Genomic DNA, 24,683 nt, shown 5'->3' on the forward strand with positions numbered 1-24,683 from the left:
TTTTACACCCACCTTTTGCTGGTGCGTTCGCCGGCGTTTGCCGTCGTTCGCAGCATCGGAGTCACCATGTTATTTGAAACCCTCGAAACGTCCGGCCATGAACAGGTGGTGTTCTGCCACAGCCGCGATGCCGGTCTGAGGGCCATCATCGCCATCCACAACACCACGCTGGGTCCGGCGCTGGGCGGTGTGCGCATGCGCCCCTACGCCAGCACGGACGACGCGCTGGCCGACGCGCTGCGGCTCAGCCGTACGATGACCTACAAGAACGCGCTGGCGGGCTTGAATGTCGGGGGTGGCAAAGCGGTGATCATCGGCGACCCGCGCAAGGACAAGACCGAGGTGCTGTTCCGCGCGTTCGGCCGCTACGTGGATTCGCTCGGCGGGCGCTACATCACCGCCGAGGACGTCGGTACCGACGTCAATGACATGGAAAACATCTACCTGGAAAGCGAGTACGTCACCGGCGTGCACCAGGTACACGGGGGCTCGGGCGACCCGGCCCCGTTCACCGCCTACGGTGCGCTGCAGGCGCTGATGGCGGCCATGCAGCACAAGCTCGGCCACGAGGAAGTGGGCAAGGTCAGCATCGCGGTGCAGGGCCTGGGCCATATCGGCATGGAACTGGTGAAGCTGTTGCGGGATCGCGGCGCCAAGCTGTTCGTCACCGATCTGGACCCTGTGCTGGTGGAGCGCGCGGTGACCGAGTACGGCGCCGAGGCGGTCAAGGCCGATGACATCTATGACGTCAACGCCGATGTGTTCGCGCCCTGCGCGCTGGAAGGGGCGATCAATGCGCAGACCCTGCCGCGCCTGAAGTGCAAGATCGTCTGCGGCACCGCCAACAACCAGCTCTCCACGCCCGAGATCGGCGATGAGCTGCATGCCCGCGGCATCCTGTATGCCCCGGACTATGCGGTGAATGCGGGCGGGGTGATGAATGTGTCGCTGGAAATCGACGGTTACAACCGCGAACGCGCGATGCGTCTGATCCGCAGCATCTACCACAACCTGGGCCGCATCTTCGCGCTGTCCCAGCAGGAAGGCATTGCGCCGCAGCGCGCCGCCGACCGCATCGCCGAAACCCGCATCCAGTCGATCGGCAAGCTGAAGATGCCGCTGGGTCGTGCGCGCCCGCGACTGGGCACGCTGCGCGGCGGGTGATCCCAACGGGCAGATGAAAAAAAAGGGCGCGATCAACTCGCGCCCTTTTTTGTTGCCTGTCGCGCCTGGATCAGAACGCGGCGGAGTACCGCAGCGCGACCTGGCTGAGGTCGCCTCGCGGGCCGAAGCGCTGGTCGTAGCCGAACGAGAGCTGCGAGTTGCGCGTCAGCCAGGACTGCACCGACAGGCCGAACAGGCCGCCGGAGCGGGCCGGCTGCAGCCCGGCCACCGGCGCCCAGGCATCCACGCCCACGAAGCTGGCATCGAAGGCCAGGCCATCGCTGGACAGCGTCTGCTGCCACTCGGCATAGCCGCGCAGCGACCAGCCACGCAGACGCGTTTCCGCTCGCAGGCCGGCCAGCGCCTGGCTGCGGCTCGACGCGCGGCTGTCCGCACGCAGGCCGAAGCCGAAGCCGCCGTCTTCGCTGAAGCTGTCGCTGTCCAGGCGCGCGTAGTCCGCACCGAGGTACGGCGTCAACGATGCCCCGGCACCGCCGAAGCGGTAGCCCGATTCCACGCTGGCGGTGCTGAAGTTGCCGCCGTAACGGGCATTGACCCCGTACTGCCCCGCGCCCAGCAACAGCTGGCGGTCGATCTCGCGGGTGAACTGGCCGGCGCCCAGCTGCGCCAGGGTGTAGGCCGCACCACTGTTCCAACCCGCGTACAGCTGGGCCTGCGACTGGCGGTCACGACCGCTGTCGCCGCCCCACTCGCGGCTGCTGTTGCTGCGCGTTTCGCCAAAGGCAAAGCCCATCACGCCGTTGCTGCCCAGCGCCATGTCCTGGCCCATCATCCAGCCCTGGGTCTGGAAGCCGCTGCCGGCGAAGCTGCCCTGCCCGGCCTCGCCCAACGCACTCTGCCAGGCGCCGCGCAGGCGCGGTGCGGCGGACACCGCATCGAAGCGCGTCGACAAGGCGCGGCGATTCATGTCGAGGTTGTCGAAGGTCATGCCGTTGGCCAGGCTGTGCGCCTTGCCCGACAGGCTTTCCAGGCTGGCCTCCAGGCCGGCCGCGCCCTGCACCCGCTGCAGCTCGCCGGCCGCATCGGCAAAGCCCGGCGTGCCAGGACCGGTGCCGGTATCGAGCAGGTCGAACGCCTGTTCCACGCGCAGGGCCGAGGCGGCCGAAATGGCACCCAATCCGGCCGACGCCGCAGCGCCGGAAACGCTAACGCGGTTGATGTTCAACCCGGCCGAGTAGTGGTCATAGGTGAACGTCGCATCCAGCAGCACGACGTTGCCGAGCGCGGTGTAGCGATCGAACGTGCCGGTCAGGCCCTGGGCGGCGGTAATCAGCTCCTGCCGGACACCCGTCCGCGGCACATAGCCTTCCACCGCGCGGTCGATCAGTACCGTACCGCCGTTGAGCTGGGCGGTGCCGGTCACCTTCAACGCCTGCGCACCCAGCGCGGTCGAGAACACGCCGGTGGCCTCGTGGGTGTAGTTGCCCTGGATCACGGCGGTAACGCCGGCCTCGAACAGGTACAGCGTGCCGCGGTTGACCACGTTGCCGGTAACCCCGGTGGTACCGGCGCGGAACTGCAGGCCGCCGGCCTGCAGGACCTGGACGTCGGAACCCAGCGACGCGCCGTCGGCCAGCGAGAGCGCGCCCGAGCGGACGATGGTGCCGCCGGTGTAGGTGTTCTTGCCGCCGAGGATCAGCGTTCCCGCGCCGGACTTGTCCAGTCCGCCGGCACCGCCGATGTTGTTGCTCCAGGTGCTGAAGTTGGACGAACCCGGCAGGTCGACCACCATGGTGCCCCAGTCGAACCGGCCGGGGCCGTTGATCGCCTTGCCCACGTTGAGCAGGCCGTAGCCGAACACGCTGTCCACGCCGGCCGCGCCCAGGTCGGTGGCGGTGCCGAGCAGGGTCTGCCGCACCTGGTCGTTGCTGAAGTACGGGTACTTCTGCCAGACCAACGCCGCCGTACCCGAGACCAGCGGGGCCGCGTAGGAGGTACCGCCGCCCCAGAGGTAGCTGGGGGTACTGCCCGTGGTGCTTGCGGGGTCGACAAACACCGCTTCGCCGGGCGCGGCCAGGCAGTAATTGGCCGCCACGCCACAGGCGTTGGCGTAGGACGCCAGGGTGTCGGGCTGGTTGGAATTGACCGCGGTGACTGCCAGCCAGCCGCGCTCCAGGTCCGCGGCCGGGCGGGTATTGTTCGGGCCGGCCTGGCTCGGCAGTGCGGCCATGTTGGACGGGTCCGCCTTGCTTTCGTTGCCGGTGGCAAACACCACCAGGCCGTTGTTGGTGGTGATGAAGGGCCGGTACTCGGCCGCGATGGCAGCGGTCGCAGCCGGGTTGGTCCAGTACAGCCCGCCCCAGGAGTTGTTCATGATCTTCACGCCGTCGGCGATCAGATCCTGGTGCACGGTGGCCAGCCCCAGCGCGCCATCCACCTGGTTGCCGTTGCCGGTGCCGTCATCGACCGGCGCCTTGTCGGCGATGATGCGCGCCGACACGATCTGCGCCCCCGGGGCGACCCCGCCCGGCCAGTCGCCGTATGCGGCGCCAGCGGCCAGCGACGCCACGGTCGTGCCATGACCGACCACATCGTCCACCGCCAGGTTGTTGGCGCGCGGATCCACGTAGTTGTGGCTGGCAACGACCCGGCCGGCAAGCGTGGGATGGGCACGGTTCACGCCGGAATCGACCACGCCGATCCGGATCCCGGCACCGGTCAGGTCCTGCCGGTCCTTGCCGTTGATGATGGCAAGGTGCGCGTCGATGGCCGGCTGGGTCGGCTTGACCGGCGGCGGCGTCACCGGCGGCACCACCACGACTGGTGGCGTGACCGGCGGCACGACCGGCGCTACCGGCAGGTCCCCCTTGCTGTTGCCGCTGCCGCCACCGCACGCGCTCAAGGCCACGGCCAGCGCGGCGGCCAGCACGTTCCTGCTGAAAACTACCTGATTCATCCCTGCTCCCCAAAACGTAATTGAAACCACGCGTGGCGTCCCGCCTGTCCGGCCGACACCGGTGGTAAATGCTGACCCTCTATACTGGGCCACCCCCACGCAGTCTGCCGGGAAACGCGCCGCCATACCATGCCCTGCGTTCCCTTTTCGTAAATCGCTCACGCAATAACGAGATTGCCATGCCCAACATTGTCATCGCCGCTGCCAAGCGGACCGCCATCGGTTCCTTCCTCGGCCAGTTCAACGGCGTGCCCACCCCCACCCTGGGCGCCACTGCCATCGCCGCCGCCCTGGAACAGTCCGGCGTGCCGGCGGCGGATGTCTCCGAAGTGATCATGGGCTGCGTGCTGCCGGCCAACCTGGGCCAAGCCCCGGCCCGCCAGGCCGCCGTGGCCGCAGGCATCCCCTACGCCACCGGCGCAACCACCCTGAACAAGGTCTGCGGGTCGGGCATGAAGGCCATCATGCTGGGCCACGACCTGATCAAGGCCGGCTCGGCCAGCATCGTGGTCGCCGGCGGCATGGAATCGATGTCCAACGCGCCGCACCTGCTGCCCAATTCGCGCACCGGCAACCGCTTCGGCAACTTCCAGGCGGTCGACCACATGGCCCACGACGGCCTGGTCAATGCGTACGACGGCAAGGCCATGGGCGAATTCGCCGAATGCGCGGTGGACAAGTTCCAGTTCAGCCGCGAGGAACAGGACGCCTATGCGATCGAATCGGTGCGCCGCGCGCAGGCCGCGCAGGCTGCCGGCGCGTTCGATGATGAAATCGTGGCCGTGAAGGTCGCGGGTCGCAAGGGCGAGGTGGAGTACAGCCAGGACGAACAGCCCGGCCGTTCGGATATCGCCAAGATCCCGACCCTGCGCCCGGCGTTCAAGAAAGACGGCACGGTGACCGCCGCAAGCTCGTCGAGCATTTCCGACGGCGCTGCTGCCGTCGTACTGCTGTCCGAAGACGATGCGGCCGCCCGCGGCGTGCGGCCGCTGGCCCGGATCGTGGCCCACGCCACCCACTCGCAGGAACCGGAGTGGTTCACCACCGCGCCGATCGGCGCCATCCACAAAGTGCTTGAAAAGGCCGGCTGGAGCCTGGACCAGGTGGACCTGTTCGAGATCAACGAGGCGTTCGCCGTGGTGGCCATGGCGCCCATCCGCGAACTGGGCATAGACCCGGCGAAGGTCAACGTCAACGGCGGCGCCTGCGCACTGGGCCACCCGATTGGTGCCTCGGGCGCCCGGCTGGTGGTGACGTTGGTCAATGCCTTGCGCAAGCGTGATGCAAAGCGCGGAATTGCTACACTGTGCATTGGTGGCGGGGAAGCAACCGCCATCGCCATCGAATTGATTTGATTGGTTTTAACACCCGTTTCGCAAAACTGAATGCGGGATCGCTTGACAGCCCAACGTGGCTTGTCATCATGTTGCCGGGCGCGCAATAGCGCGTTGCCTAATCTAACGACGAGGATTCACACAAATGAGCATCAACAAGCTGCTGATCGCAATGGCCCTGGGCCTGGCTCTGACCGCCTGCTCGAAGCAGGAGCAGGCTGCTGACGCCGCCGCTTCGGCCAACGAAGCTGCTGCCGACGCCCAGGTCGCTGCCGACCAGGCCGCTGCTGCTGGCGCCCAGACCGCCGACGCTGCCCAGGCTGCCGCCGACACCGCCACCACCGCTGCTGACGCTTCGGCTGATGCCGCTGCCCAGGCTGGCGCTGCTGCCACCGACGCTGCTGCCGACGCTGCTGCCGACGCTGCCAAGGCCGGTGAAGCCACCGCCGAGCAGGCCAAGGACGCTGCTGAAGAAGCCAAGAAGTAATAACTTCTTTCTTCAAGCAAGTCTGAAGAAGCCGCTGGTTCGCCAGCGGCTTTTTCTTTGGCTTCACGGCAGGGTGAATAGGATCAGCGTCCCTGAAACCTGACGGAGAACGCCATGAAGATTCGTTCGATCACCACCCCGCTGATGGCCGCCTCCCTGCTGCTGGCCCTGGTGGCCTGCAAGGGGCCGGAAGCCGAACAGGCGCGTGCCGATGCCGCGCAGGCGGCCGACAGCACCGGCGAAGCGGCACGTGTCGCCGTGGACAAGGCTGCGGCATCCACCCGCAATGCCGCCGATGAAGCGGCTGCCGCCTCCGAACGCGCCGCGGCCGATGTACAGCCGGCCTTGGACCGTGCCGCCGACGCCAGTGCAGCGGCTGCTGCCGATGCCAAGGTTGCCGCGCGCGATGCAGCGGCGCATGCCAGCGAGGCGACCGCCGATGCCGCCGAGAAGGTGGCCGACAAGGCCCGTGACGTGGCCGAAGACGCCAAGCAGAACGCAGACGCCGCCAAACGCTGATGCGACATGTCACGCCGGCCACCGGCCGGCGTGACCTCCAGCGGTAGTGCCAGGTCCGGCCTGGCAATCGATCAAGGCAACGCCCGCGCCATCACCGCGCCGACGTCCACCTCATCAGGCAGCGTCCCGAATGCCGCTCCATGCGCCCCGCCCAACCGCGAGCGCACGAACGCAGGGGCCATCGGGCTGCCCGCACGCAGCAGTACGGCGGCCTGCAGCAGCAGCGCCAGCCGTTCGGTCACCACCCGTGCCTGCGCTTCCGATGGCGTAGCGGCCAACAGCTCCCGCAACGACGCCAACGCGCGGTCATAGTCCGCATCCCGCCCGGCCACCGCGTCCAGCTCCGCATCCAGCACCGGCAGCACCTGCGGCTCGCGCGCCAACGCACGCAGCACGTCCAGGCACTGGATGTTGCCGCTGCCTTCCCAGATGGAATTCAGCGGTGCCTGCCGGTACAGCCGCGGCAGGATCGATTCCTCCACGTAGCCCGCGCCGCCCAGGCATTCCTGCGCTTCGTTGACGAACACCGCCGCGCGCTTGCAGACCCAGTACTTGCCCACCGCCGTTGCAACGCGTGCGAACGCGGCCTCCTGCGCATCCTGCGGCGCCTGGTCCACCGCGCGTGCCACGCGCATGGCGAAGGTGGTTGCCGCTTCGGATTCGATGGCCAGGTCGGCCAGCACGTTGGCCATCAGCGGGTGGTCGCACAGGCGGCGTCCGAAGCTGCTGCGGTGACGGGTGTGGTGCAGCGCCTGCGCCAGGGCCATGCGCATTTCCGCCGCCGCGCCCAGCATGCAGTCCAGCCGGGTCATCATCACCATGCCGATGATGGTTGCCACGCCCCGCCCTTCGGCACCGACCCGGCGGGCCCAGGCGCCGCACAGCTCGATCTCGCTGGAGGCATTGGACCAGTCGCCCAGCTTGTCCTTCAGCCGCATCAGGCGGAACGCGTTGCGGTTGCCATCAGCCAGCCGGCGTGGCATCAGGAAGCAGGTCAGTCCTCCCGCCGCCTGCGCCAGCACCAGGAATGCATCGGACATCGGTGCGGAGAAGAACCACTTGTGCCCCACCAGCGCGTAGCTGCCATCGTCGCGAAGTTCGGCGCGGGTGGTGTTGCTGCGCACGTCAGAGCCGCCCTGCTTCTCGGTCATGCCCATGCCCAGCGTGATGCCGGCCTTGTCGGCCATCGGCACGTCGCGCGGATCGTAGACCGGTGCGGCGGCTTTTTCGGCCCACTCGGCCAGCAACGGGTCCTGGCGCAGCACCGCCACCGCGGCGTGGGTCATGGTCAGCGGGCAACTGGTACCGGCATCGGCCTGGTGGTGCAGGAAACTCAGTGCGGCGCGGGCCACGTGCGCGCCGGGGCCGCCCTCGTGCCACGACAGTCCCGCCACTCCGTGGCGCTTGGCCAGCTCCATCAGCTGGTGGTAGGCCGGATGGAACTCCACGGTGTCGATGCGGTGCCCCTGCGGGTCGTGCGTGCGCAGCCGCGGGCGGTCGCGGTTGGCGTCGAAACCGAGCCGGTAGAGGGTGTCGCCCGCAATGGCGCCATAGGTCTGCAGCGTATCGATGAACGCGGCACCACCCTCGCGCTGCACCGCCTCGCTCAATGCCACGTCGTCGGCCCACAGGTTGCGGCCGCCGAACGGGGGCGGCTGGTTGGCCACTTCATGGGTCTCGAATACAGGCAATACGGACGTCATCGTGCGGGCCTCCTGGCGGACCCGATGATTCTGCCGCATCCACATGCCGGCTGCTGTTCAGGCGGATTCTCACCTCGTGCACGAACCCGTCGGCACAGTGCAGGCATGACGACGCACGCGGCAAACAGCGACCTGGTAGTACTGCGCCCCGAGGGCCTGTACTGCCCAGCAGGCGATTTCCATATCGACCCGTGGCGACCGGTGCCGCGCGCGGTCATCACCCACGGCCACGGCGACCATGCGCGCAGCGGCATGGGCCGCTACTACTGCAGTACCGGCAGCGTGCCGATACTGCGCTGGCGGCTGGGCGATGTGACCCTGGAAGCACATGACTACGGTGAACGCTTCACGTTGGGCGGCGTGCAGGTGTCGCTGCATTCGGCCGGGCATGTACTGGGGTCGGCGCAGGTGCGCATCGATGACGGCCAGCAGGTGTGGGTGGCGTCGGGCGACTACAAGCGCCAACCGGACCCGACCTGCGCACCGTTCGAGGTGGTGCCCTGCGATGTGTTCATCACCGAGGCGACGTTCGCATTGCCGATCTACCGCTGGCAGGACACGCGCGAGGTCGCCGCCGAGATCGTGGCCTGGCGGCGCGAATGCGAACAGCGCGGCGAAGCGGCGATCCTGCTGTGTTACGCGCTGGGCAAGGCGCAGCGGGTGCTGGCCGAACTGCTGCCGCTGGATGATCAACCGGCCTGGCTGCACGGCGCCATCGCCAATGGGGTGGCGGTGTATCGCGAGGCTGGCATCGCCATGTTGGAAACCCACACGGTGGCCGAGCAGGGCCGCGAACCCGACGCGGCCGGCAAGTTGATCCTGGCGCCGCCTTCTGCCGCGGGCACCACCTGGCTGCGCCGCTTCGGCAAGCACCAACTGGGCTTCGCCTCCGGTTGGATGCGGCTGCGCGGCAACCGGCGCCGACGCAATTACGACCGTGGCTTCGTGGTGTCCGACCATGCCGACTGGCCGGCGTTGCTGCAGACCATTGAACAGACCGGCGCGCGCCGGGTGATCGCCACCCACGGCAACACCGATGCGCTGATTCCGTTCCTGCGCGAACGTGGTGTTGCCGCCGAAGCCTTCCGCACCGATTTCGGGAGCGAGGAATGAAGGCGTTTGCCGCGCTGTACCAGCGCCTGGACCGCAGCACCGCCACGTCGGACAAACGCGCCGCGCTCGTGGCCTACTTCCGCGACGCACGCCCGCATGACGCAGCGTGGGCGCTGTACCTGCTCAGCGGCGGCAAGGTCGGTGGCGCACGCCGCAAGATCGCGGCCAGCGGCGAGCTGCGCGCGTGGATCGCCGAGGCATCGGGTCTGCCCGCGTGGCTGGTGGCCGACAGCTACGACCAGGTCGGCGACCTGGCCGAAACCCTGACCCTGCTGTTGGATGATCCTGCGGAAGGCGCGCAGGACCGCCCCCTTGCCGACTGGATCGAAGGCCACCTGCTGGCCGTGGCGAACCAGCCGGAACCGGTACGTCGTGCTGCGGTGGAGGCAGGCTGGAGGCAGCTGCCTGCCGCCGAACGGCTGGTATTCAACAAGCTGCTGACCGGGGCGTTGCGCGTAGGCGTCTCCCAGCGGCTGGTCCAGCAGGCGCTGGCGGAACTGTCGGGGATCGACATCGCCCGCATCGCGCAGCGCATGCTGGGCGAGTGGGTGCCCTCGCCGGGGCTGCTCGCCAACCTGCTCAGCGCCGAAGAACGGCCTGAAGACCGCCAGCAGCCGTATCCGTTCTTCCTGGCCTCGCCATTGGAAGCCGAGGCCGACAGCCTGGGCCCGATCGACGAGTGGACGCTGGAATGGAAGTGGGATGGCATCCGCCTGCAGGTGCTGCGTCGCAAAGGCGAAGTCGCCCTGTGGTCGCGCGGCGAAGAGCGGCTGGATGGGCGCTTTCCGGAAATCGAAGCAGCCGCGATGGCGTTGCCGGATGGCACCGTGATCGATGGCGAGCTTCTCGCCTGGCGCGATGACGAGGCACAGCCGCTGCCTTTCACCGCACTGCAGACCCGGATCCAACGGCGCAGACCCGGCCCGAAGACATTGCGCGATACGCCGGTGCGCGTGCTTGCCTACGACCTGCTCGAACTGGACGGTAACGATCTGCGCCAGCAGCCGCTGGGCGAACGGCGCACCCTGCTCGCCGGATTGCTTGCCACGCTCGGCGATACGCGCATGGTGCTGTCGCCCACGCTCGATGCCACGGACTGGCAGGACGCCGCCGCTCAGCGGGCATTGGCGCGCGAACGCGGCGTGGAAGGGCTGATGCTCAAGCGCAGCACGTCGGTCTACCAGGGCGGGCGCCGCCGTGGCGACTGGTGGAAGTGGAAGATAGAACCGCTGACCATCGATGCGGTGATGATCTACGCGCAGGCCGGGCATGGCCGGCGCAGCACGCTGTACACCGACTACACCTTCGGGGTGTGGGACGGCGAGCGGCTGGTGCCGGTGGCCAAGGCGTATTCGGGGCTGGACGACAAGGAAATCCTGGCCCTGGACCGCTGGATCCGGGCCAACACGATCGAACGCTTCGGGCCGGTGCGCAGCGTCCGCGGCGAGCAGGTGTTCGAACTCGGCTTTGAAGCGGTCAACCGCAGCAGCCGGCACAAGTCGGGCATCGCAGTGCGCTTCCCGCGCATCCTGCGCTGGCGCCATGACAAGCCGGCCGGCGAAGCCGACACGCTGGCCCAGCTGCAGGCGCTGGCGCGGTGACCCGACGCGACGCGATGGCGCGGCTGGCCGCGTGGTTCGCCAGCCGTGGCTGGTCGCCGCTGGCGTTCCAGAAGACGATGTGGCGGCACTACCTGGCCGGCGAATCCGGGCTGCTGCACACCCCTACCGGCAGCGGCAAGACGCTGGCGATGTTCGGCGGGCCGCTGCTGCAGGCGCTGGTCGATCCGCTTCCGCGCGCACCCGGTGTGCGCGCCGGCAAGACCGTGCCGGCGCTGCAGGTGCTGTGGATCACCCCGTTGCGCGCGCTGGCCAGCGATACCGCACGCGCACTGCGTGAACCGCTGGCGGCGCTTGGGCTGGACTGGCAGGTGGGGCTGCGCACCGGCGATGCCAGCGCGCGCGACAAACGCCTGGCCCGCGAAGGCCGGGTGGATGTACTGGTGACCACGCCCGAATCGCTGGCGCTGCTGCTGAGCTACCCCGATACGCTGGAGCGCATGCGCCGGCTGCGCTGCGTGGTGGTGGATGAGTGGCATGAGCTGCTGGGCAACAAGCGCGGCGTGCTGCTGCAGTTGAATCTGCGCCGCCTGCGCGATGCGCTGCCGGCGCTGCAGGTGTGGGGCCTGTCGGCCACGCTCGGCAACCTGGACGAAGCGCGCGAGGTGTTGCTGCCGGATGTTCCCGACGCGCCGCTGGTGTCGGGGGCGCGGCCACGCCCGGTAAAGGTGGAAACGCTGTTGCCCGCGCACGGCGAGCGCTTTCCATGGGCGGGCCACCTCGGCCTGTCGCAGCTGCAGCGGGTGCAGCAGAAGCTGTTCGCGGTCGGCACCAGCCTGCTGTTCACCAATACCCGCGCGCAAGCCGAACTGTGGCACCAGGCGCTGTCGGCGGTGTGGCCCGAAGACCCGGCCACGCTGGGCCTGCACCACGGCTCGCTGGACCCGGTGCAGCGCCGCATCGTCGAGCAGGGCCTGCGCGACGGGGCACTGCGCTGCGTGGTGGCCACCTCCAGCCTCGACCTGGGGGTGGATTTCCCGGCCGTCGACCAGGTCCTGCAGATCGGCAGCCCGAAAGGCATCGCGCGGCTGGTGCAGCGCGCCGGGCGCGCGCGGCATCGCCCGGGGGAATCGGGCCACATCGTCTGCGTGCCGTCGCACGCGCTGGAGCTGGTGGAATACGCAGCCGCGCGGCGTGCACTGGCCGCTGGCGTGATCGAAGCGCGGCGCCCGCTGCGGTTGTCGCTGGATGTGCTGGCCCAGCACTGCGTGAGCTGCGCGCTGGGGGGCGGCTTCCGCGCCGACGAGCTGCTGGCCCAGGTCCGGCGCACGCACGCGTTCGCATCGCTGGAGCTGGCGCAGTGGCAGGGCGTCCTGGACTTCATCGTGCAGGGCGGCCAGGCGCTTGCGCAGTACCCGGACTTCCACAAGGTGGTGCGCGACGACGACGGCATCTACCGCGTGAACGACCGCCGCGTGGCGCTGCGCCACCGGCTGTCGATCGGCACCATCACCAGCGATGGCAGCGTCATGGTGCAGTTCCTGCGCGGCGGCCGGCTCGGCAGCGTGGAAGAACAGTTCGTCGGTCGCCTGCGCCCCGGCGACCGCTTCCAGTTCGCCGGCCGGCTGCTGGAGCTGGTACGGCTGGAGAACCTCACCGCTTACGTCAGGATGGCGCGTGGCGGCGATGGCGTGGTGCCGCGCTGGCAGGGGGGCCGCCTGCCGCTGTCGGAGGCGCTGGGCCACGAAATGGAAAGCGTGCTCGCGGCCGCGCCGGACAGCCCCGAAATGCACTGGCTTGCACCGCTGCTGCGCCTGCAGGCACGCGTATCCGCGCTGCCCGGCCCGTCACTGCTGCTGGTGGAAAGCGTGCGCCGCCGTGAAGGACAGTTCGTGTTCGTGTATCCCTTCGCCGGGCGCCAGGTCAACGAGGGGCTGGCGGCGCTGATGGCGATGCGCTGGACGCGCCTGCAGGCCAATACCTTCGGCTACGCCGCCAACAACTACGGCTTCGTGCTGGCACCGGCGCGCGCGGTGGAGGTGGATGCGGCGCAGGTAGCGGCGCTGCTGCAGCCGGAGGGTCTGTTCGAGGACCTGCGCGACAGCCTCAACCTGGGCGAGCTGGCACGCCGCCAGTTCCGCGATATCGCGCGTGTGTCCGGGCTGTTGATCCCCGCGTTGCCAGGCCGCACGCCACGCAGCCTGCGCCAGCTGCAGGCGTCGGCCGGCCTGCTGTATGACGTGCTGCGCCAGCATGATCCCGGGCACATCCTGCTCGGCCTGGCCGAACGTGAGGTACTGCATGAGCAGCTCGACCTGACCTGCCTGGCCGAAACGCTGCGCCGCTGCCAGGGCCGCACGTTATGCGTGCAGCACCCGGCAACGCTGGGGCCCTTGTCTTTCCCGCTGTGGGCCGAGCGCCTGCGCGGGCAGCTCAGCAATGAAGACTGGAAGACGCGCGTGCTGCGCGCCGTGGGCCAACTGGAGAAACGCCATGCCGACTGACGTCGTGACCGAGATCGCGGGCGAGCAGGTCCGCCTGCTTGGCGCGCGCGCGCTGTACTGGCCGGCGCGCGAAGCGCTGCTGATTGCCGACCTCCACCTTGGCAAGGCCGATCTGTTCCGGCGCGCGGGCATCGGGTTGCCCAGCGGCGGCACCGGTGACGATCTGGCGCGGCTGTCGGCGCTGGTGGCCGACCACCCCGTCCGCACGATATGGATCCTGGGCGACGTGCTGCATGGCCCCGCGCATCGGGCCGCGTGGTATCGGCAATGGCAGGCATGGCGGGAGCAGCATCCGCGACTGGAGATCGGCGCAGTGGCCGGCAACCATGACCGCGTGCTGCCCAAGGCCGACCTGGGCATCACCCTGCTCGGCGAACGCGTCCAGGAGGGGCCATTCCTGCTGCGCCATGATCCACAACCGCATCCCAGCCTGCATGTGCTGTGTGGCCACCTGCATCCACTGGCCCGCCTGCCGGGCATGCAACGACGCTGGCCGGCCTTCTGGCTGCGCGAACGCTTGACCGTGCTGCCGGCTTACTCGCGCTTCACCGCCGGCATCGCACCGGTCGTGGGCGCCGGCGAGCGACTGGTCGCGTGCGTCGACGACGACGCGATCGCGCTGCCGGCACGTTGATGCCGGCACGCGCGGGTACAGCGGCCTACGCTGCCGAAGGCAGCGCTTCCATCAGCAGGATCTGCGGGGCATCGGGATTGCGCCGCACGGGACAGCGCTGCACCTCGACCAGCATGGAACGCGCTGCGGCGCGGATGCGGGCGTGGTGTTCGGGGGCGGCATGGGTGATCAGACTGGTGACATGGAAGTCGAACACATCTTCCATCACATCCGGCTGATCCTCGTGGAGCATCTGCAGCAACCCGCGCAGTTTGCGGATTTCAGAATCGAGAACGTCGGCCGGAAACAGCATGTCTTTCTCCTTGGGGGCAACAACACAGCATTCTTCTTGTGCCACAAGGCAAGTGACCCTGCCGTCAACGGCCGCCATTCATGTGCTCATCGCCTCGATGAAACCCGGCGACAATCCCAGCGTGCCCCACCAGCCGCGCTGGGTGCCGCTGAGCACGCGCAGCATGTGGCCGCGACCACCCGGCAGCCGACCCATCGGCTGGAACAGCACATCGCGTGCGTGCGCGAGCAGGTCGCGCTCGGACTGGAACACCGGGGTCAGCCACCGGCTCCAGAACTGGTAGATGCCCACGTGTGCACTGCGCTGCGCCTGGTAGGCCTGCAGCGCGGCATCGGCAGCGTCGTGCGCGCGCAGCGCATCGCGCAGCGCCAGCGCGTCCATCAGCGCCATGTTCACGCCCTGCCCCAGCTGCGGGCTCATGGCATGCGCCGAATCCCCGGCCAGCACCAGCCGGCCGCGGTGCCAGCGCGTCATGACGGCATCGCGGTAGCCGGCACGCGCCAGCTGCACGCCGTCACGCAGGTCCTTCAGCCGCAGGTGGGCCTGCGGCCACAGCGCGGCGATCTCCTCCAGCCAGCGCTGCATGCCATCCCGTTCCCACTGCTCGAACTGCGCGCGCGGCAGGCTCCAGAAGAAGCTCAGGCGCGGCTGCGCATCATCGGGGCGGGTGCCGACCGGCAAAAGCCCGATCATCTTGCGCGCCGCCACGTAGCGCTGCCGCAGCTCGTCGTGGTGCGGCCAGTCGCCGCGCGGCAACAGGCACCACAGCGCACCCCACGGGTATTCGCGGTCAAGCCGCGTGCCCTGCACCAGCGTGCGCAGCGACGAGGCCGACCCATCGGCGGCGATCACCAGGTCATACGGGCCGTGCCAGTGCCCGCGCGCGTCGCGCACGCGGCCATTTTCGGTATCCACATCGACGATGGCGGTGTCGGCCTGCAGGTTGCCCGGGTGCTCCCAGGCCTGGGCCAGCAGCGAGAACAGCGCGCCGCGCTGCATGCCGATGCCGTGCAGGTGCGCATGCAGCGCCGCATAGCGCATGTCCATCACCGCGCGCCCGCACGGCGTTTCACCGTACAGCCGGCGCACCGGCGCGCCGTGCCGCAGCACCTCTGGCAGCAGGTCCATCTGCCACAGCACGTCCAGACCGCTCGGCTGCAGCAGGAACCCCGCGCCTACCGGACCGGGCTTGGGCGCGCGCTCGAACACGTGCACATCGTGATGGTCGCGTGAAAGGAGAATCGAGAGCGCCTGGCCCGCCGTTCCGTAGCCAACGATGGCAATCGTACGTTTTTTCATCTGACGTCCTGTCCGGCATCAAAAAAAACCCCGCCGAAGCGGGGTTTTCCTTGCGCTGCGGTGGAGTTACTCCGCCGGCGCGATGTTCGAAGCCTGGGCGCCCTTCGGACCCTGGCTCACTTCATAAGTGACCTTCTGGCCTTCCTGCAGGCTGCGGAAGCCCTTGGAGTTGATCGCGGAGAAGTGCGCGAAGACATCAGCGCTGCCGTCATCCGGCGAGATAAAGCCAAATCCCTTGGCGTCGTTGAACCACTTGACGGTACCGTTCGGCATGGTAATGCGAGACCTTCTTCAATGAATGGGTGGTGTACGCTCAACCAGCGCACTGGCGGAGTATGCAAAGCTTGTCATGCAATGACAATCATCCGCGTGCCAATTCGCCAATCAGTTCCGGCAATCCGGCCGAAGCCGCGTCAACATTGGCCAGTACTTCGGCCATCGTGATCTCGTCGCCATCGCCACAGCCGGCCGCCCAGTTGGCCACGATCGCCAGGCAGGCGTAGTCCAGGCCCAGCTCGCGGGCCAGGCCGGCTTCGGGCATCCCGGTCATGCCGACCAGGTCGCAGCCATCACGGCGCATGCGCGCGATTTCCGCATTGGTTTCCAGCCGCGGCCCCTGCGTGGCGCCGTAGCAGCCGCCGTCCTGCAGGCGCACCCCGGTGACCTTGGCCGCCGCCAGCACCTTGCTGCGCAGCATCGGCGTGTACGGGTGGCCGAAGTCCACATGCAGCACCTCGGTGCCCGGCTCCTCGCTGAGCGTGGAGATGCGGCCCCACGTGTAATCGATCAGCTGGTCCGGACAGGCCAGCACGCGCGGACCGAACTGCTCGGTGATGCCGCCGACGGTGTTGAGCGCGAGCACGCGGGTGGCACCGATCTGCTGCAATGCAGCAAGATTTGCGCGGTAATTGATCTTGTGCGGCGGCAGTGAATGGCCTTCGCCATGCCGGGCCAGGAACGCCACGCGCTGGCCGAGCAGCGTGCCGACCCGGATCGGGCCGGACGGCGTGCCGTAACGGGTTTCGACCACGTGGCTGTTCACGTCATCGAGCTGGGCCAGCTTGTACACACCGGTGCCGCCGATGACGGCCAGGGCAATAGGGTCCATGGGCGCTGATTATTCCTTCATCGCGTAGATGGCCGGCACGCCGCGCAGCGCTTCGTTGACGTCCATGCCGAAGCCGAACACGTAACGGTCCGGCAGTTCGACACCGGCGTAGTCCGCCTTGACGTCGGGCAGCGCGCGGTCGTGCTTCTTCACCGTCATCGCGGCGATGCGCACATCGGTGGCGCCCTGCTCCAGGCACCAGGTGCGCACGCCCTGCAGGGTGAAGCCTTCGTCCAGGATATCGTCGACCAGCAGCACGCGGCGGCCGAACAGCGAGGTGGCCGGCTTGTGCTTCCAGACCAGCTCGCCGCCGGTGGTTTCACCGCGGTAGCGGGTGGCGTGCAGGTAATCGAACTGCAGGTCCTGGCCGCGCGCGCCCAGCTCCAGCGCCAGCTGGCCGGCGAACGGCAGCGCGCCGTGCATGATCGACAGGAACAGCGGGACCTCGCCCTTGTAATCCGCCGCGATGGCATCGGCGATGGCCGCGATGGCCGCATCGATGGTGGGGCGGTCGACCAGCAGGTCGGCCTGGGCCAGGGCCTGGGAAATGGTGAGGTTGGGCATCAGACGATTCTTCCAAGGGTGTCGAGCAAACGGGATTGGGAGGTGCCATGGCGGGCATCGGCCAGCAGGCCGTCCCAGCCAAGCGCGCCCCGGCCGATCAGGCCGAGCAGCGCAGCAGTATTGAGGGGGCGGCCGTCGACCGCGCGCAGCGCCTCGTCGACCAGTTCCGGGTGGCAGACCAGCACCACGTCGCAGCCGGCATCCAGGTGCGCATGCACGCGCGCCTGCACGCCCCCGGCGGAGAACGAGGCGGCCATGCCGATGTCGTCGGAGAACACCACGCCACGGAAGCCCATTTCCCCGCGCAGGATCTGCTGGATCCAGCGCGACGAGTAACCGGCCGGTTCCGGTGCGACCTGCGGGTAGACCACGTGGGCCATCATCACCGCGTCGGCACCGGCATCGATGCCGGCGACGAACGGCACCAGGTCCAGCGCCCGCAGCGCGTCGAGATCACGCGGATCGCTGGCGACCGCCACGTGGGTGTCTTCCAGCACGCTGCCGTGGCCGGGGAAATGCTTGAGGGTGGCGGCCATGCCGACGCTGTGCATGCCACGCACGTAGGCGCGGGTGAAAGCGGCAACGACCTCCGGGTCGGCACTGAAGGCACGGTCGCCGATGGCGCGGTTGACACGGCCCAGGTCGACCACGGGGGCGAAGCTGAGGTCCACGCCGCTGGCGCGCACTTCGCTGGCCATCAGCCAGGCGTGCTGTTCGGCAAGGGCCAGGGCTGCCTCGGGATCCTGTGCGTACAGGGAGTCGAAGCCCTGCAGCGGCGGCAGCGCGCTGAACCCGTCGCGGAAGCGCTGCACACGGCCGCCTTCCTGGTCCACGCAGATCAGCAGAGGCCGCGGCGCGGCGGCGCGGATCGCGGCCGACAGCTCGGCGATCTGCTGGCGCGAGGCGAAATTGCGCTTGAACAGGATGACGCCGGACACGGCGTCGTGCTGCAGCCAATCGCGTTCCTGGGCGGTAAGTTCGGTCCCGGCAACGCCGATCACGAGCATGGGTCGATCTCCAAAGCGGGGCGCCATGATGGCGCACTGCCGCATTGTCGCAGAAGGCGTGTCCCCGAGGCCACGGGCGCGGCGGGCGTATTCAGGGCCAGCGGCTGTAAGGGTTCGAGGCCAGGGCGAGGTTGTAATACCGGACCTGGTCGGTCACTTCCTCCCCGACCCAGGACGGCAGGTCGATGGCCTGGTCGGCCTGCTCCAGTTCGACCTCGGCCACCACCAGCCCGGCGTTGTCGCCCAGGAACTCGTCCACTTCCCACAGCAGCCCGCCGTGGTGGACCAGGTGCCGGCGCTTGTCGATCAGGCCGCCCACGCACAGCGCCAGCAGCGCGCGGGCGTCCTCCACCGGGATCGGGTAATCGAATTCCTGGCGGGTGTGCCCGATCTCGCGCGACTTCATGTTGAGAAATGCCTCATCGCCCTGGATGCGCACCCGCACCGAGGCCTTCTGGGCGCCGCTGTCGATCGAGGCGGTGTCGTTGAGGTAGCCCTGTGCCATCGGAATGACCGCGTGCGCGGCGGCGCGCCAGTCATCGCCGGTGACCAGGAACTTGCGCTCGATCTCGATGCCCATCTCAACGCTTCTCGAAGACGGCGATGCTTTCCACGTGCGCGGTGTGCGGGAACATGTCCATCGCACCGGCCGACACCAGGGTGAAGCCCTGATCGTTGACCAGATAGCCGGCGTCGCGCGCCAGCGAGCCGGGGTGGCAGCTGACGTAGACGATGCGCTTGAACTGCTTGAGCGGCAACTGCTGCAGGACTTCGATCGCGCCCGAGCGCGGCGGGTCCAGCAGCAGCTTGTCGAAGCCTTGGCGCATCCACGGGGTCTGGCGCTGGTCCTGGGTCAGGTCGGCGGCGAAGAACTGCGCGTTGTCCAGGCCGTTGCGCGCGGCGTTTTCCCTGGCCCGCGCCACCAGCCCGGCTTCGCCTTCCACGCCCACCACTTCGCGGACGGTGCGCGCCAGCGGCAGGGTGAAGTTGCCCAGGCCACAGAACAGATCGAGCACGCGCTCGTCCGGGCCGGCGTCGAGCAGCTCGAGCGCCAGCGCGATCATCTTTTCATTGAGCTTGGCGTTGACCTGGATGAAATCCAGCGGGCGGAACGCCAGCTCCACGTTCCACGGCGCCAGCCGGAACGACAGCGGCACCTCGCCAGGCAGCAGCGGGTGCACCGATTCAACACCGCCGGGCTGCAGGAAGATCGCAAACCCGTGCTCAGCCCCGAACGCGGCCCAGGCCGCCTTGTCCGCATCGCTGAGCGGCAGCATGTGGCGGATGGTCAGCACGATCGCATCGTCGCCGGCAATGAACTCCACCTGGGGGATGTCGCGCTTGCCATCCAGGGATTCGATGAACGCCGACAGTGCCGCCACCTTCAGGCCGATTTCCGGGATCACGGTCAGGCACTGGCTCAGGTCCGCCACGAAGCGCGGGTCCTGTTCACGGAAGCCGACCAGGGTCTTGTCCTTCTTTTCCACCCGGCGCACGGAGAAGCGCCCCTTGCGGCGGTAGCCCCAGCTTTCGCCGACCAGCGGTGGCAGCACGGTGCCCGGGCTGACATGGCCGATCCGGGTCAGGTTGTCGAGCAGCACGCGCTGCTTGGCCACGATCTGCTGACCTTCTTCCAGGTGCTGCAGCACGCAGCCGGCACAGACGCCGAAGTGCGGGCAGCGCGGGGTGACCCGCTGCGGCGAGGGCTGCAGGACCTCCACGGTCCGCGCCTCGTCGAAATGGCGATTGCGGGCAGTGGGCTCGGCGCGCACCACTTCGCCCGGCAGGGCGCCGGAGATGAAGGTGACCTTGCCGCCCTCGCCTTCACGGCGGGCAACGCCCCGGCCATCATGGCTGAGGTCGAGGATGTCGGTCTGGAACGGCGTCTTGTCGAGGCGGGAACGGGATCGGGCCACGTGGCAACAGGCTGCGGGCAAAAAGGGTGCGTATTGTCGCAGATACGCACCGCGAGCTGCCGGATGACCCCATCGGGAGGCTTGCAGGACACCATATCGTGTTTAATATGGGCATAGCTGACATGGAGGCAGCCCCAATGCAGATGACCCCGAGGGCTCCCATGCCCCGACTCCTGCTCGTCGAGGACGACACCATCAGTCGCGGCTTTTTCCGGGCCGCGCTGGAAACCCTGCCCGCGCAGGTGGAAACCGCCGATTCGCTGGTCACTGCCCTGGAACGGGGCCGCAACAGCGAGCACGATCTGTGGCTGATCGATGTGAACCTGCCCGACGGCAATGGCAGCCAGCTGCTGAGCGCCTTGCGGCTGACGCGTCCGGACACGCCCGCCCTGGCCCACACGGCCGATGGCGACACCAGCATCCATGCCCGTCTGCGGGATGACGGATTCAGCGAAACCCTGGTCAAACCGTTGAGCCGTGAGCAGCTGCTGCAGGCCGTGCGCCGTGCGCTGGTCAACAGCCCCGGCAGCGCCGCCCGGGCCGTCGCCGCTGGCGGCAGCGAGGTCGAACGCGAGGACTGGGACGAAATCACCGCGCTGGCGGCCCTGAATGGGCAGCGCCATCACCTGATCGCCCTGCGCGAGCTGTTCCTGGCCGAGCTGCCCGGGGTCCGCGACGCGGTGGCCCAGGCGGTACAGCAACACGATGTAGGCACCTTGAAGGGCCAGCTGCACCGGCTGCAGGCCAGCTGCGGCTTCGTCGGCGCCGCGCGCCTCGCGCGCGCGGTACGCCAGCTGCACCAGGCCCCGGAATCCAACGGCGCCCACACCCAGTTCAAGGCGGCCGTAGAGTCCCTGTTGCATTAGGCACCCCGCAGACACGCATGGCGTGTCCCTACGGATGCCCCCAACGTTCGACCCCAAACCCAAGCGACCAAGGGTCGTAGTGACACGCCATGCGTGTCAAAGCCATGCCCCTGCGCACGTAAACCGCCCTCCGCACCAGCCAAGCCCCCCCCCGAGCACGCACCTCACCGCCTGCGCGCCAGATCCTCAAGCATTTCCCACGATTTCAGACCACGCCCACCCAGGTGGTGCAGCAGCACCGCGCGCATGCCCCGGCGCAGGCTGGCCAGGTCATCCGGCCCGGGCAGGACGTCATTCGCCAACGCCAGCAACGCACTCCCGGTCGCCGTCCCCCGCCTCGGATCCACCCCGCGCTCGCTGAGCAACCGTCGCGGCCCTTCCAGCGGGTCCAGCTCATAACGCGCGGCCGGGTCGACCGGCTCGCCATCGCTGCCATGGGTCAGGTCGAAGCCAAACCCCAGTGCCTCCAGCAGGTCGCGCTCGAACCGCCGCAGCGTCCAGGCCAACGGCTCGGCGGCTGCCAGCCGCTGGCGCACCTGCCCGTAGTGGTCGTAGAGCTCGGGCAGCGGGTCCTGGCGGGGCGCCAGCCGCATCACCAGTTCATTGACATAGAAGCCGGCCAGCATGGCATCGCCGCTCAGCCGCGGCGCGGCGTCCAGGGCATCGGCCCCACGCAACTGGGCCAGCTCGCCGCGCTGCACGGCGGCCAGGCGGATCCATTGCAGGGGCTGGAGGGCGGCGCGCAGCGCCTGGCTGCGCGGGCTGCTCACGCCGCGCGCCAGCAGTCCGATCCGGCCATGCTGCTCGGTCAGGACCTCGACCAGCAGGCTGGTCTCCCGCCAAGGGCGGGCATGCAGCACGAAGGCCGGTTCGTCGTCGATGCGCATGGCCGGGGGCGGTGAGCGGCAACCCTGCCGGGTTTACTCGTAGCCGAAGGCCTTCAGTGCAGCTTCGTCGTCCGACCAGCCTTCGCGCACGCGCACCCAGGTTTCCAGGAAGACCTTGGCGTCGAACAGGCGCTCCATCTGCATGCGCGACTTGGCGCCGATGTCCTTCAGGCGGCTGCCACCCTTGCCGATCACGATGGCCTTCTGGCCTTCGCGTTCGACCCAGATCACCGCTCCGATACGCAGCAGGTTGCCATCTTCGACGAAGCGCTCGATTTCCACCGTGGTGGCGTACGGCAGCTCTTCACCGAGCTGGCGCATCAGCTGCTCACGAACCAGTTCGCCGGCCAGGAAGCGCTGGCTGCGGTCGGTGATTTCATCTTCGCCGAACATCGGCGGGGCTTCGGGCAGCAGCTTCAGGAGGTCGCGCACCAGCGCTTCCAGGCCGTTGCGCTTCTGCGCGGAGATGGGGTGCACGGAGGCGAACGTACGGCCTTCGGTGACCTGCTGCAGGAACGGCAGCAGGGCCGCCTTGTCCTTCAGTCGATCGACCTTGTTCACCACCAGCACCACCGGAATGCCGGCGTCGCTGAGCACGTTGAACGCCAGGGTGTCTTCTTCGTCCCAGCGGCCAGCCTCGATCACCAGCATGCCGGCATCCACGCCCTCGAGCGAGCCGCGCGCGGCGCGGTTCATCACCCGGTTCATGGCCCGCTTCTGCACGCGGTGCAGGCCGGGGGTGTCGACCAGGACCAGCTGGCCTTCCGGATAGCTGGCAATGCCCAGCAGCCGGTGGCGGGTGGTCTGCGGCCGGTTGGAGACGATGCTGACCTTGGCGCCCACCAGGGCGTTGGTCAGGGTCGACTTGCCGACGTTGGGGCGGCCGATGACGGCCACGCTGCCGCAATGATGGGGGGTTGCTTCGCTCACTTGGAATCCAGTTGCTCGAGGGCGGCAGCTGCCGCCTGTTGTTCGGCCAGCCGTCGCGAGGCACCTTCGCCTTCGGTGCTGACAGCAGGATCGGCTACGCCGCAGCGTACCCGGAAGGTCTTGGCGTGATCGTCGCCTGATTCTGACACCAATTCGTACAGCGGCAATGCCTTCTGTCGGCCCTGCAGCCATTCCTGGAGCCGGGTCTTGGGGTCTTTTTCAGGCTTGCCGGTGGCCGGCAGCGCCTCCATGGAGGGGCCAAACCAGGGCAGGACCACTGCCTGGCACGCGGCGAAGCCGGCGTCCAGGTAGATGGCGGCCACCACGGCCTCCAGCGCGTCGGCCAGGATCGAGTCCCGCCGGTGGCCGCCGGATTTCATCTCGCCCGGCCCGAGCGTGAGCCGCTCGCCCAGATGCAGGGTGCGGGCAATGACCGCCAGCGCGCCTTCGCGCACCAGCTCGGCCCGCGCCCGGGTCAAGGCGCCCTCGTCTGCCTTCGGCCAGCGCTGGTAGAGCGCCTGGGCCACCATCATGTTGACGATGCTGTCACCGAGGAATTCCAGTCGCTCGTTGTTCGGCGTGCCGGCACTGCGATGCGTCAGGGCCTGCTGGAGCAGGCCCGGATCCTGGAAGGCGTGACCGATCTGGTCACCACGTTGATAGGTTTTAGTCGGCACCGCTGAGGGTCAATTCCTGGTGTGCATCAAATTTTCCAACCACGTCGAGGTTGCCCACCAGCGGGCGACGCACTTCGTAGTTGACCTTCATGTTCCAACCGCCACTGACGCGTTCGAACTTGACGTTGGCCGGCTTGACGCTCTCCGAATAGCTGATGTCCAGCCGGCGGAAGAACATTTCCTGCACCTTGCCCGGTTCCATGTTGGCCACGCCCGGTTCCTTGGCCACGCCCTTGAGCGCGGTCTTCACTGCGTAGAACTCGGAGTACATCGGGAACAGCTTCATGCCGATGTACAGGCCGAACCCCACGATGCACAGCACGACCAGGAACGAGGTCAGGGTCATGCCACGCTGCGTCTTCATCGTCTTCATTGCGTTCTCCCCAGATACGCGGTTGGAATCAGTTGATGCCGGTGCCGATGCGGGACGGTTCAAAACCATCCTTGCAGAACCAGCCCGAGCAGTTCAGCCAGATCAGGAACGCCTTGCCGCGAAGGTTCTCTTCCGGCAGCAGGCCCCAGAAACGGCCGTCATCGCTGTTGTCGCGGTTGTCGCCCATGACCAGGTACTTGCCCGGCGGCACGGTCCACTGGCCTTCGCCACGCGGATAATCGGTCTCCAGCACGGTATGGGTGCGGCCCGGCAGGTGCTCCACCAGCAACGAGGCGCCCTCCCCCTGGCCACGGTGCCCAGCATACAACCCCTTGCTGTCGTACTTGAGCGGGGTGCCGTTGAGGATGACCCCATCGCCCTGGAAGGCGATTTCGTCGCCCGGGACGCCGATTACGCGCTTGATGAAGTTCTCGCCCTTGTTCGGGTCGTTGTCCGAATGGCCCGGGAAGTGGAACACCACCACGTCACCGCGCGCCGGCTCGCCGATCGGGACGACCTTGGCGTTGTTCAGCGGCAGGCGCAGGCCATAGGCGAACTTGTTGACCAGGATGAAATCGCCGATCAGCAGGTTCGGCATCATTGAACTGGACGGGATTTTGTAAGGCTCTGCAATGAAGCTGCGCACCACCAGCACGATGGCCAGCACCGGGAAGAACGCCCGGGAGTAATCCACCAGTACCGGCTCGCTGTCCAGCAGACCGGCCCGCGCCGCGCGGCGCTTGGCGAAGTACAGCTTGTCGGCCAGCAGGATCAGGCCCGAGGCCAGCGTCAGTACGACCAGCAGGATTTCAAACAGTTTCATGCAGTGT

The 24,683-nt window shown here is 68.2% G+C and carries 24 protein-coding genes; 9 read left to right on the forward strand and 15 right to left on the reverse strand.

Features of this window, described 5'->3' with window-relative positions; all coding sequences use genetic code 11:
- The first annotated feature begins 66 nt into the window (after positions 1–66).
- Positions 67–1,164 carry a Glu/Leu/Phe/Val dehydrogenase dimerization domain-containing protein gene (locus ACQG3P_RS07510; RefSeq protein ID WP_426804674.1) on the forward strand — a complete coding sequence of 366 codons (1,098 nt, stop codon included), beginning with the start codon at positions 67–69 and terminating at the stop codon, positions 1,162–1,164.
- Between the two features lie 70 nt (positions 1,165–1,234).
- Here the strand turns inward: ACQG3P_RS07510 and ACQG3P_RS07515 are convergent, their stop codons facing one another.
- Positions 1,235–4,081: a S8 family serine peptidase gene (locus ACQG3P_RS07515; protein WP_320457468.1), complete on the reverse strand. Its 2,847-nt coding sequence runs from the start codon at positions 4,079–4,081 to the stop codon at positions 1,235–1,237.
- A gap of 179 nt (positions 4,082–4,260) precedes the next feature.
- Between ACQG3P_RS07515 and ACQG3P_RS07520 the strand changes: the two genes are divergently transcribed.
- From ACQG3P_RS07520 to ACQG3P_RS07530, 3 genes are all read left to right on the forward strand, one after another.
- Complete coding sequence (locus ACQG3P_RS07520; protein WP_320457469.1) at positions 4,261–5,436, forward strand: acetyl-CoA C-acyltransferase; 1,176 nt, start codon at positions 4,261–4,263, stop codon at positions 5,434–5,436.
- Between the two features lie 124 nt (positions 5,437–5,560).
- Positions 5,561–5,902, forward strand: coding sequence for a hypothetical protein (locus ACQG3P_RS07525; RefSeq protein WP_068853606.1), 342 nt, complete (start codon positions 5,561–5,563; stop codon positions 5,900–5,902).
- A gap of 114 nt (positions 5,903–6,016) precedes the next feature.
- Positions 6,017–6,421: a hypothetical protein gene (locus tag ACQG3P_RS07530; RefSeq protein ID WP_068853607.1), complete on the forward strand. Its 405-nt coding sequence runs from the start codon at positions 6,017–6,019 to the stop codon at positions 6,419–6,421.
- Positions 6,422–6,492: 71 nt separating this feature from the next.
- On the opposite strand, the gene ACQG3P_RS07535 is transcribed toward ACQG3P_RS07530, so the two are convergent.
- The gene (locus tag ACQG3P_RS07535; protein ID WP_426804675.1) at positions 6,493–8,124 is read right to left on the reverse strand and encodes an acyl-CoA dehydrogenase family protein; all 1,632 of its coding nucleotides are present in this window, start codon (positions 8,122–8,124) and stop codon (positions 6,493–6,495) included.
- A gap of 105 nt (positions 8,125–8,229) precedes the next feature.
- On the opposite strand from ACQG3P_RS07535, the gene ACQG3P_RS07540 reads away from it, so the two are divergent.
- Genes ACQG3P_RS07540 through pdeM form a run of 4 tightly spaced genes read left to right on the forward strand, consistent with a single transcriptional unit; the run spans position 8,230 to position 13,934 of the window.
- Positions 8,230–9,237 (forward strand): ligase-associated DNA damage response exonuclease, encoded by a 1,008-nt coding sequence (locus ACQG3P_RS07540; RefSeq protein ID WP_426804676.1) that lies wholly within the window; start codon positions 8,230–8,232, stop codon positions 9,235–9,237.
- Positions 9,234–10,838: an ATP-dependent DNA ligase gene (locus tag ACQG3P_RS07545; protein ID WP_426804677.1), complete on the forward strand. Its 1,605-nt coding sequence runs from the start codon at positions 9,234–9,236 to the stop codon at positions 10,836–10,838. The genes ACQG3P_RS07540 and ACQG3P_RS07545 overlap by 4 nt, the downstream gene beginning before the upstream one ends.
- Before the next feature lie 14 nt (positions 10,839–10,852).
- A complete protein-coding gene (locus tag ACQG3P_RS07550; protein WP_426804731.1) occupies positions 10,853–13,300 on the forward strand; it encodes a ligase-associated DNA damage response DEXH box helicase in 2,448 nt (815 codons plus the stop codon).
- A complete protein-coding gene (gene pdeM / locus ACQG3P_RS07555) occupies positions 13,290–13,934 on the forward strand; it encodes a ligase-associated DNA damage response endonuclease PdeM (protein ID WP_426804678.1) in 645 nt (214 codons plus the stop codon). The genes ACQG3P_RS07550 and pdeM overlap by 11 nt, the downstream gene beginning before the upstream one ends.
- 25 nt (positions 13,935–13,959) lie before the next feature.
- Here the strand turns inward: pdeM and ACQG3P_RS07560 are convergent, their stop codons facing one another.
- From ACQG3P_RS07560 to rlmD, 8 genes are all read right to left on the reverse strand, one after another.
- The gene (locus ACQG3P_RS07560; RefSeq protein ID WP_414715855.1) at positions 13,960–14,226 is read right to left on the reverse strand and encodes a hypothetical protein; all 267 of its coding nucleotides are present in this window, start codon (positions 14,224–14,226) and stop codon (positions 13,960–13,962) included.
- 78 nt (positions 14,227–14,304) lie between these two features.
- On the reverse strand, positions 14,305–15,525 hold the full coding sequence (locus ACQG3P_RS07565) for an FAD-dependent oxidoreductase (RefSeq protein WP_426804679.1): 1,221 nt from the start codon (positions 15,523–15,525) through the stop codon (positions 14,305–14,307).
- Between the two features lie 66 nt (positions 15,526–15,591).
- On the reverse strand, positions 15,592–15,798 hold the full coding sequence (locus tag ACQG3P_RS07570; protein ID WP_068853615.1) for a cold-shock protein: 207 nt from the start codon (positions 15,796–15,798) through the stop codon (positions 15,592–15,594).
- Between the two features lie 88 nt (positions 15,799–15,886).
- Entirely contained in the window at positions 15,887–16,633 is a 747-nt protein-coding gene (locus ACQG3P_RS07575) for an S-methyl-5'-thioinosine phosphorylase (protein ID WP_068853616.1), read from the reverse strand.
- A gap of 9 nt (positions 16,634–16,642) precedes the next feature.
- Positions 16,643–17,197 carry a hypoxanthine-guanine phosphoribosyltransferase gene (locus tag ACQG3P_RS07580; RefSeq protein WP_068853617.1) on the reverse strand — a complete coding sequence of 185 codons (555 nt, stop codon included), beginning with the start codon at positions 17,195–17,197 and terminating at the stop codon, positions 16,643–16,645.
- Positions 17,197–18,204: a beta-N-acetylhexosaminidase gene (gene nagZ, locus ACQG3P_RS07585; protein ID WP_426804680.1), complete on the reverse strand. Its 1,008-nt coding sequence runs from the start codon at positions 18,202–18,204 to the stop codon at positions 17,197–17,199. Before nagZ ends, ACQG3P_RS07580 begins: the two co-directional genes overlap by 1 nt.
- Positions 18,205–18,295: 91 nt before the next feature.
- Entirely contained in the window at positions 18,296–18,784 is a 489-nt protein-coding gene (locus ACQG3P_RS07590) for a CYTH domain-containing protein (RefSeq protein WP_426804681.1), read from the reverse strand.
- 1 nt (position 18,785) lies between these two features.
- Positions 18,786–20,120: a 23S rRNA (uracil(1939)-C(5))-methyltransferase RlmD gene (rlmD, locus tag ACQG3P_RS07595; RefSeq protein ID WP_426804682.1), complete on the reverse strand. Its 1,335-nt coding sequence runs from the start codon at positions 20,118–20,120 to the stop codon at positions 18,786–18,788.
- 137 nt (positions 20,121–20,257) lie between these two features.
- On the opposite strand from rlmD, the gene ACQG3P_RS07600 reads away from it, so the two are divergent.
- On the forward strand, positions 20,258–20,986 hold the full coding sequence (locus ACQG3P_RS07600; RefSeq protein ID WP_320457478.1) for an Hpt domain-containing response regulator: 729 nt from the start codon (positions 20,258–20,260) through the stop codon (positions 20,984–20,986).
- 164 nt (positions 20,987–21,150) lie between these two features.
- Here the strand turns inward: ACQG3P_RS07600 and recO are convergent, their stop codons facing one another.
- Genes recO through lepB form a run of 5 tightly spaced genes read right to left on the reverse strand, consistent with a single transcriptional unit; the run spans position 21,151 to position 24,676 of the window.
- Complete coding sequence (gene recO, locus ACQG3P_RS07605; protein ID WP_426804683.1) at positions 21,151–21,873, reverse strand: DNA repair protein RecO; 723 nt, start codon at positions 21,871–21,873, stop codon at positions 21,151–21,153.
- Positions 21,874–21,906: 33 nt separating this feature from the next.
- Positions 21,907–22,803, reverse strand: coding sequence for a GTPase Era (era, locus tag ACQG3P_RS07610; RefSeq protein ID WP_068853623.1), 897 nt, complete (start codon positions 22,801–22,803; stop codon positions 21,907–21,909).
- Positions 22,800–23,480 carry a ribonuclease III gene (rnc, locus tag ACQG3P_RS07615; protein ID WP_068853624.1) on the reverse strand — a complete coding sequence of 227 codons (681 nt, stop codon included), beginning with the start codon at positions 23,478–23,480 and terminating at the stop codon, positions 22,800–22,802. The genes era and rnc overlap by 4 nt, the downstream gene beginning before the upstream one ends.
- Entirely contained in the window at positions 23,470–23,853 is a 384-nt protein-coding gene (locus ACQG3P_RS07620) for a DUF4845 domain-containing protein (RefSeq protein WP_068853625.1), read from the reverse strand. The genes rnc and ACQG3P_RS07620 overlap by 11 nt, the downstream gene beginning before the upstream one ends.
- Positions 23,854–23,881: 28 nt before the next feature.
- The gene (gene lepB, locus ACQG3P_RS07625) at positions 23,882–24,676 is read right to left on the reverse strand and encodes a signal peptidase I (RefSeq protein WP_095363548.1); all 795 of its coding nucleotides are present in this window, start codon (positions 24,674–24,676) and stop codon (positions 23,882–23,884) included.
- Positions 24,677–24,683 lie beyond the last annotated feature (7 nt).

The organism is Stenotrophomonas sp. SrG (assembly GCF_050031795.1).
Lineage (GTDB): Bacteria > Pseudomonadota > Gammaproteobacteria > Xanthomonadales > Xanthomonadaceae > Stenotrophomonas > Stenotrophomonas rhizophila_A.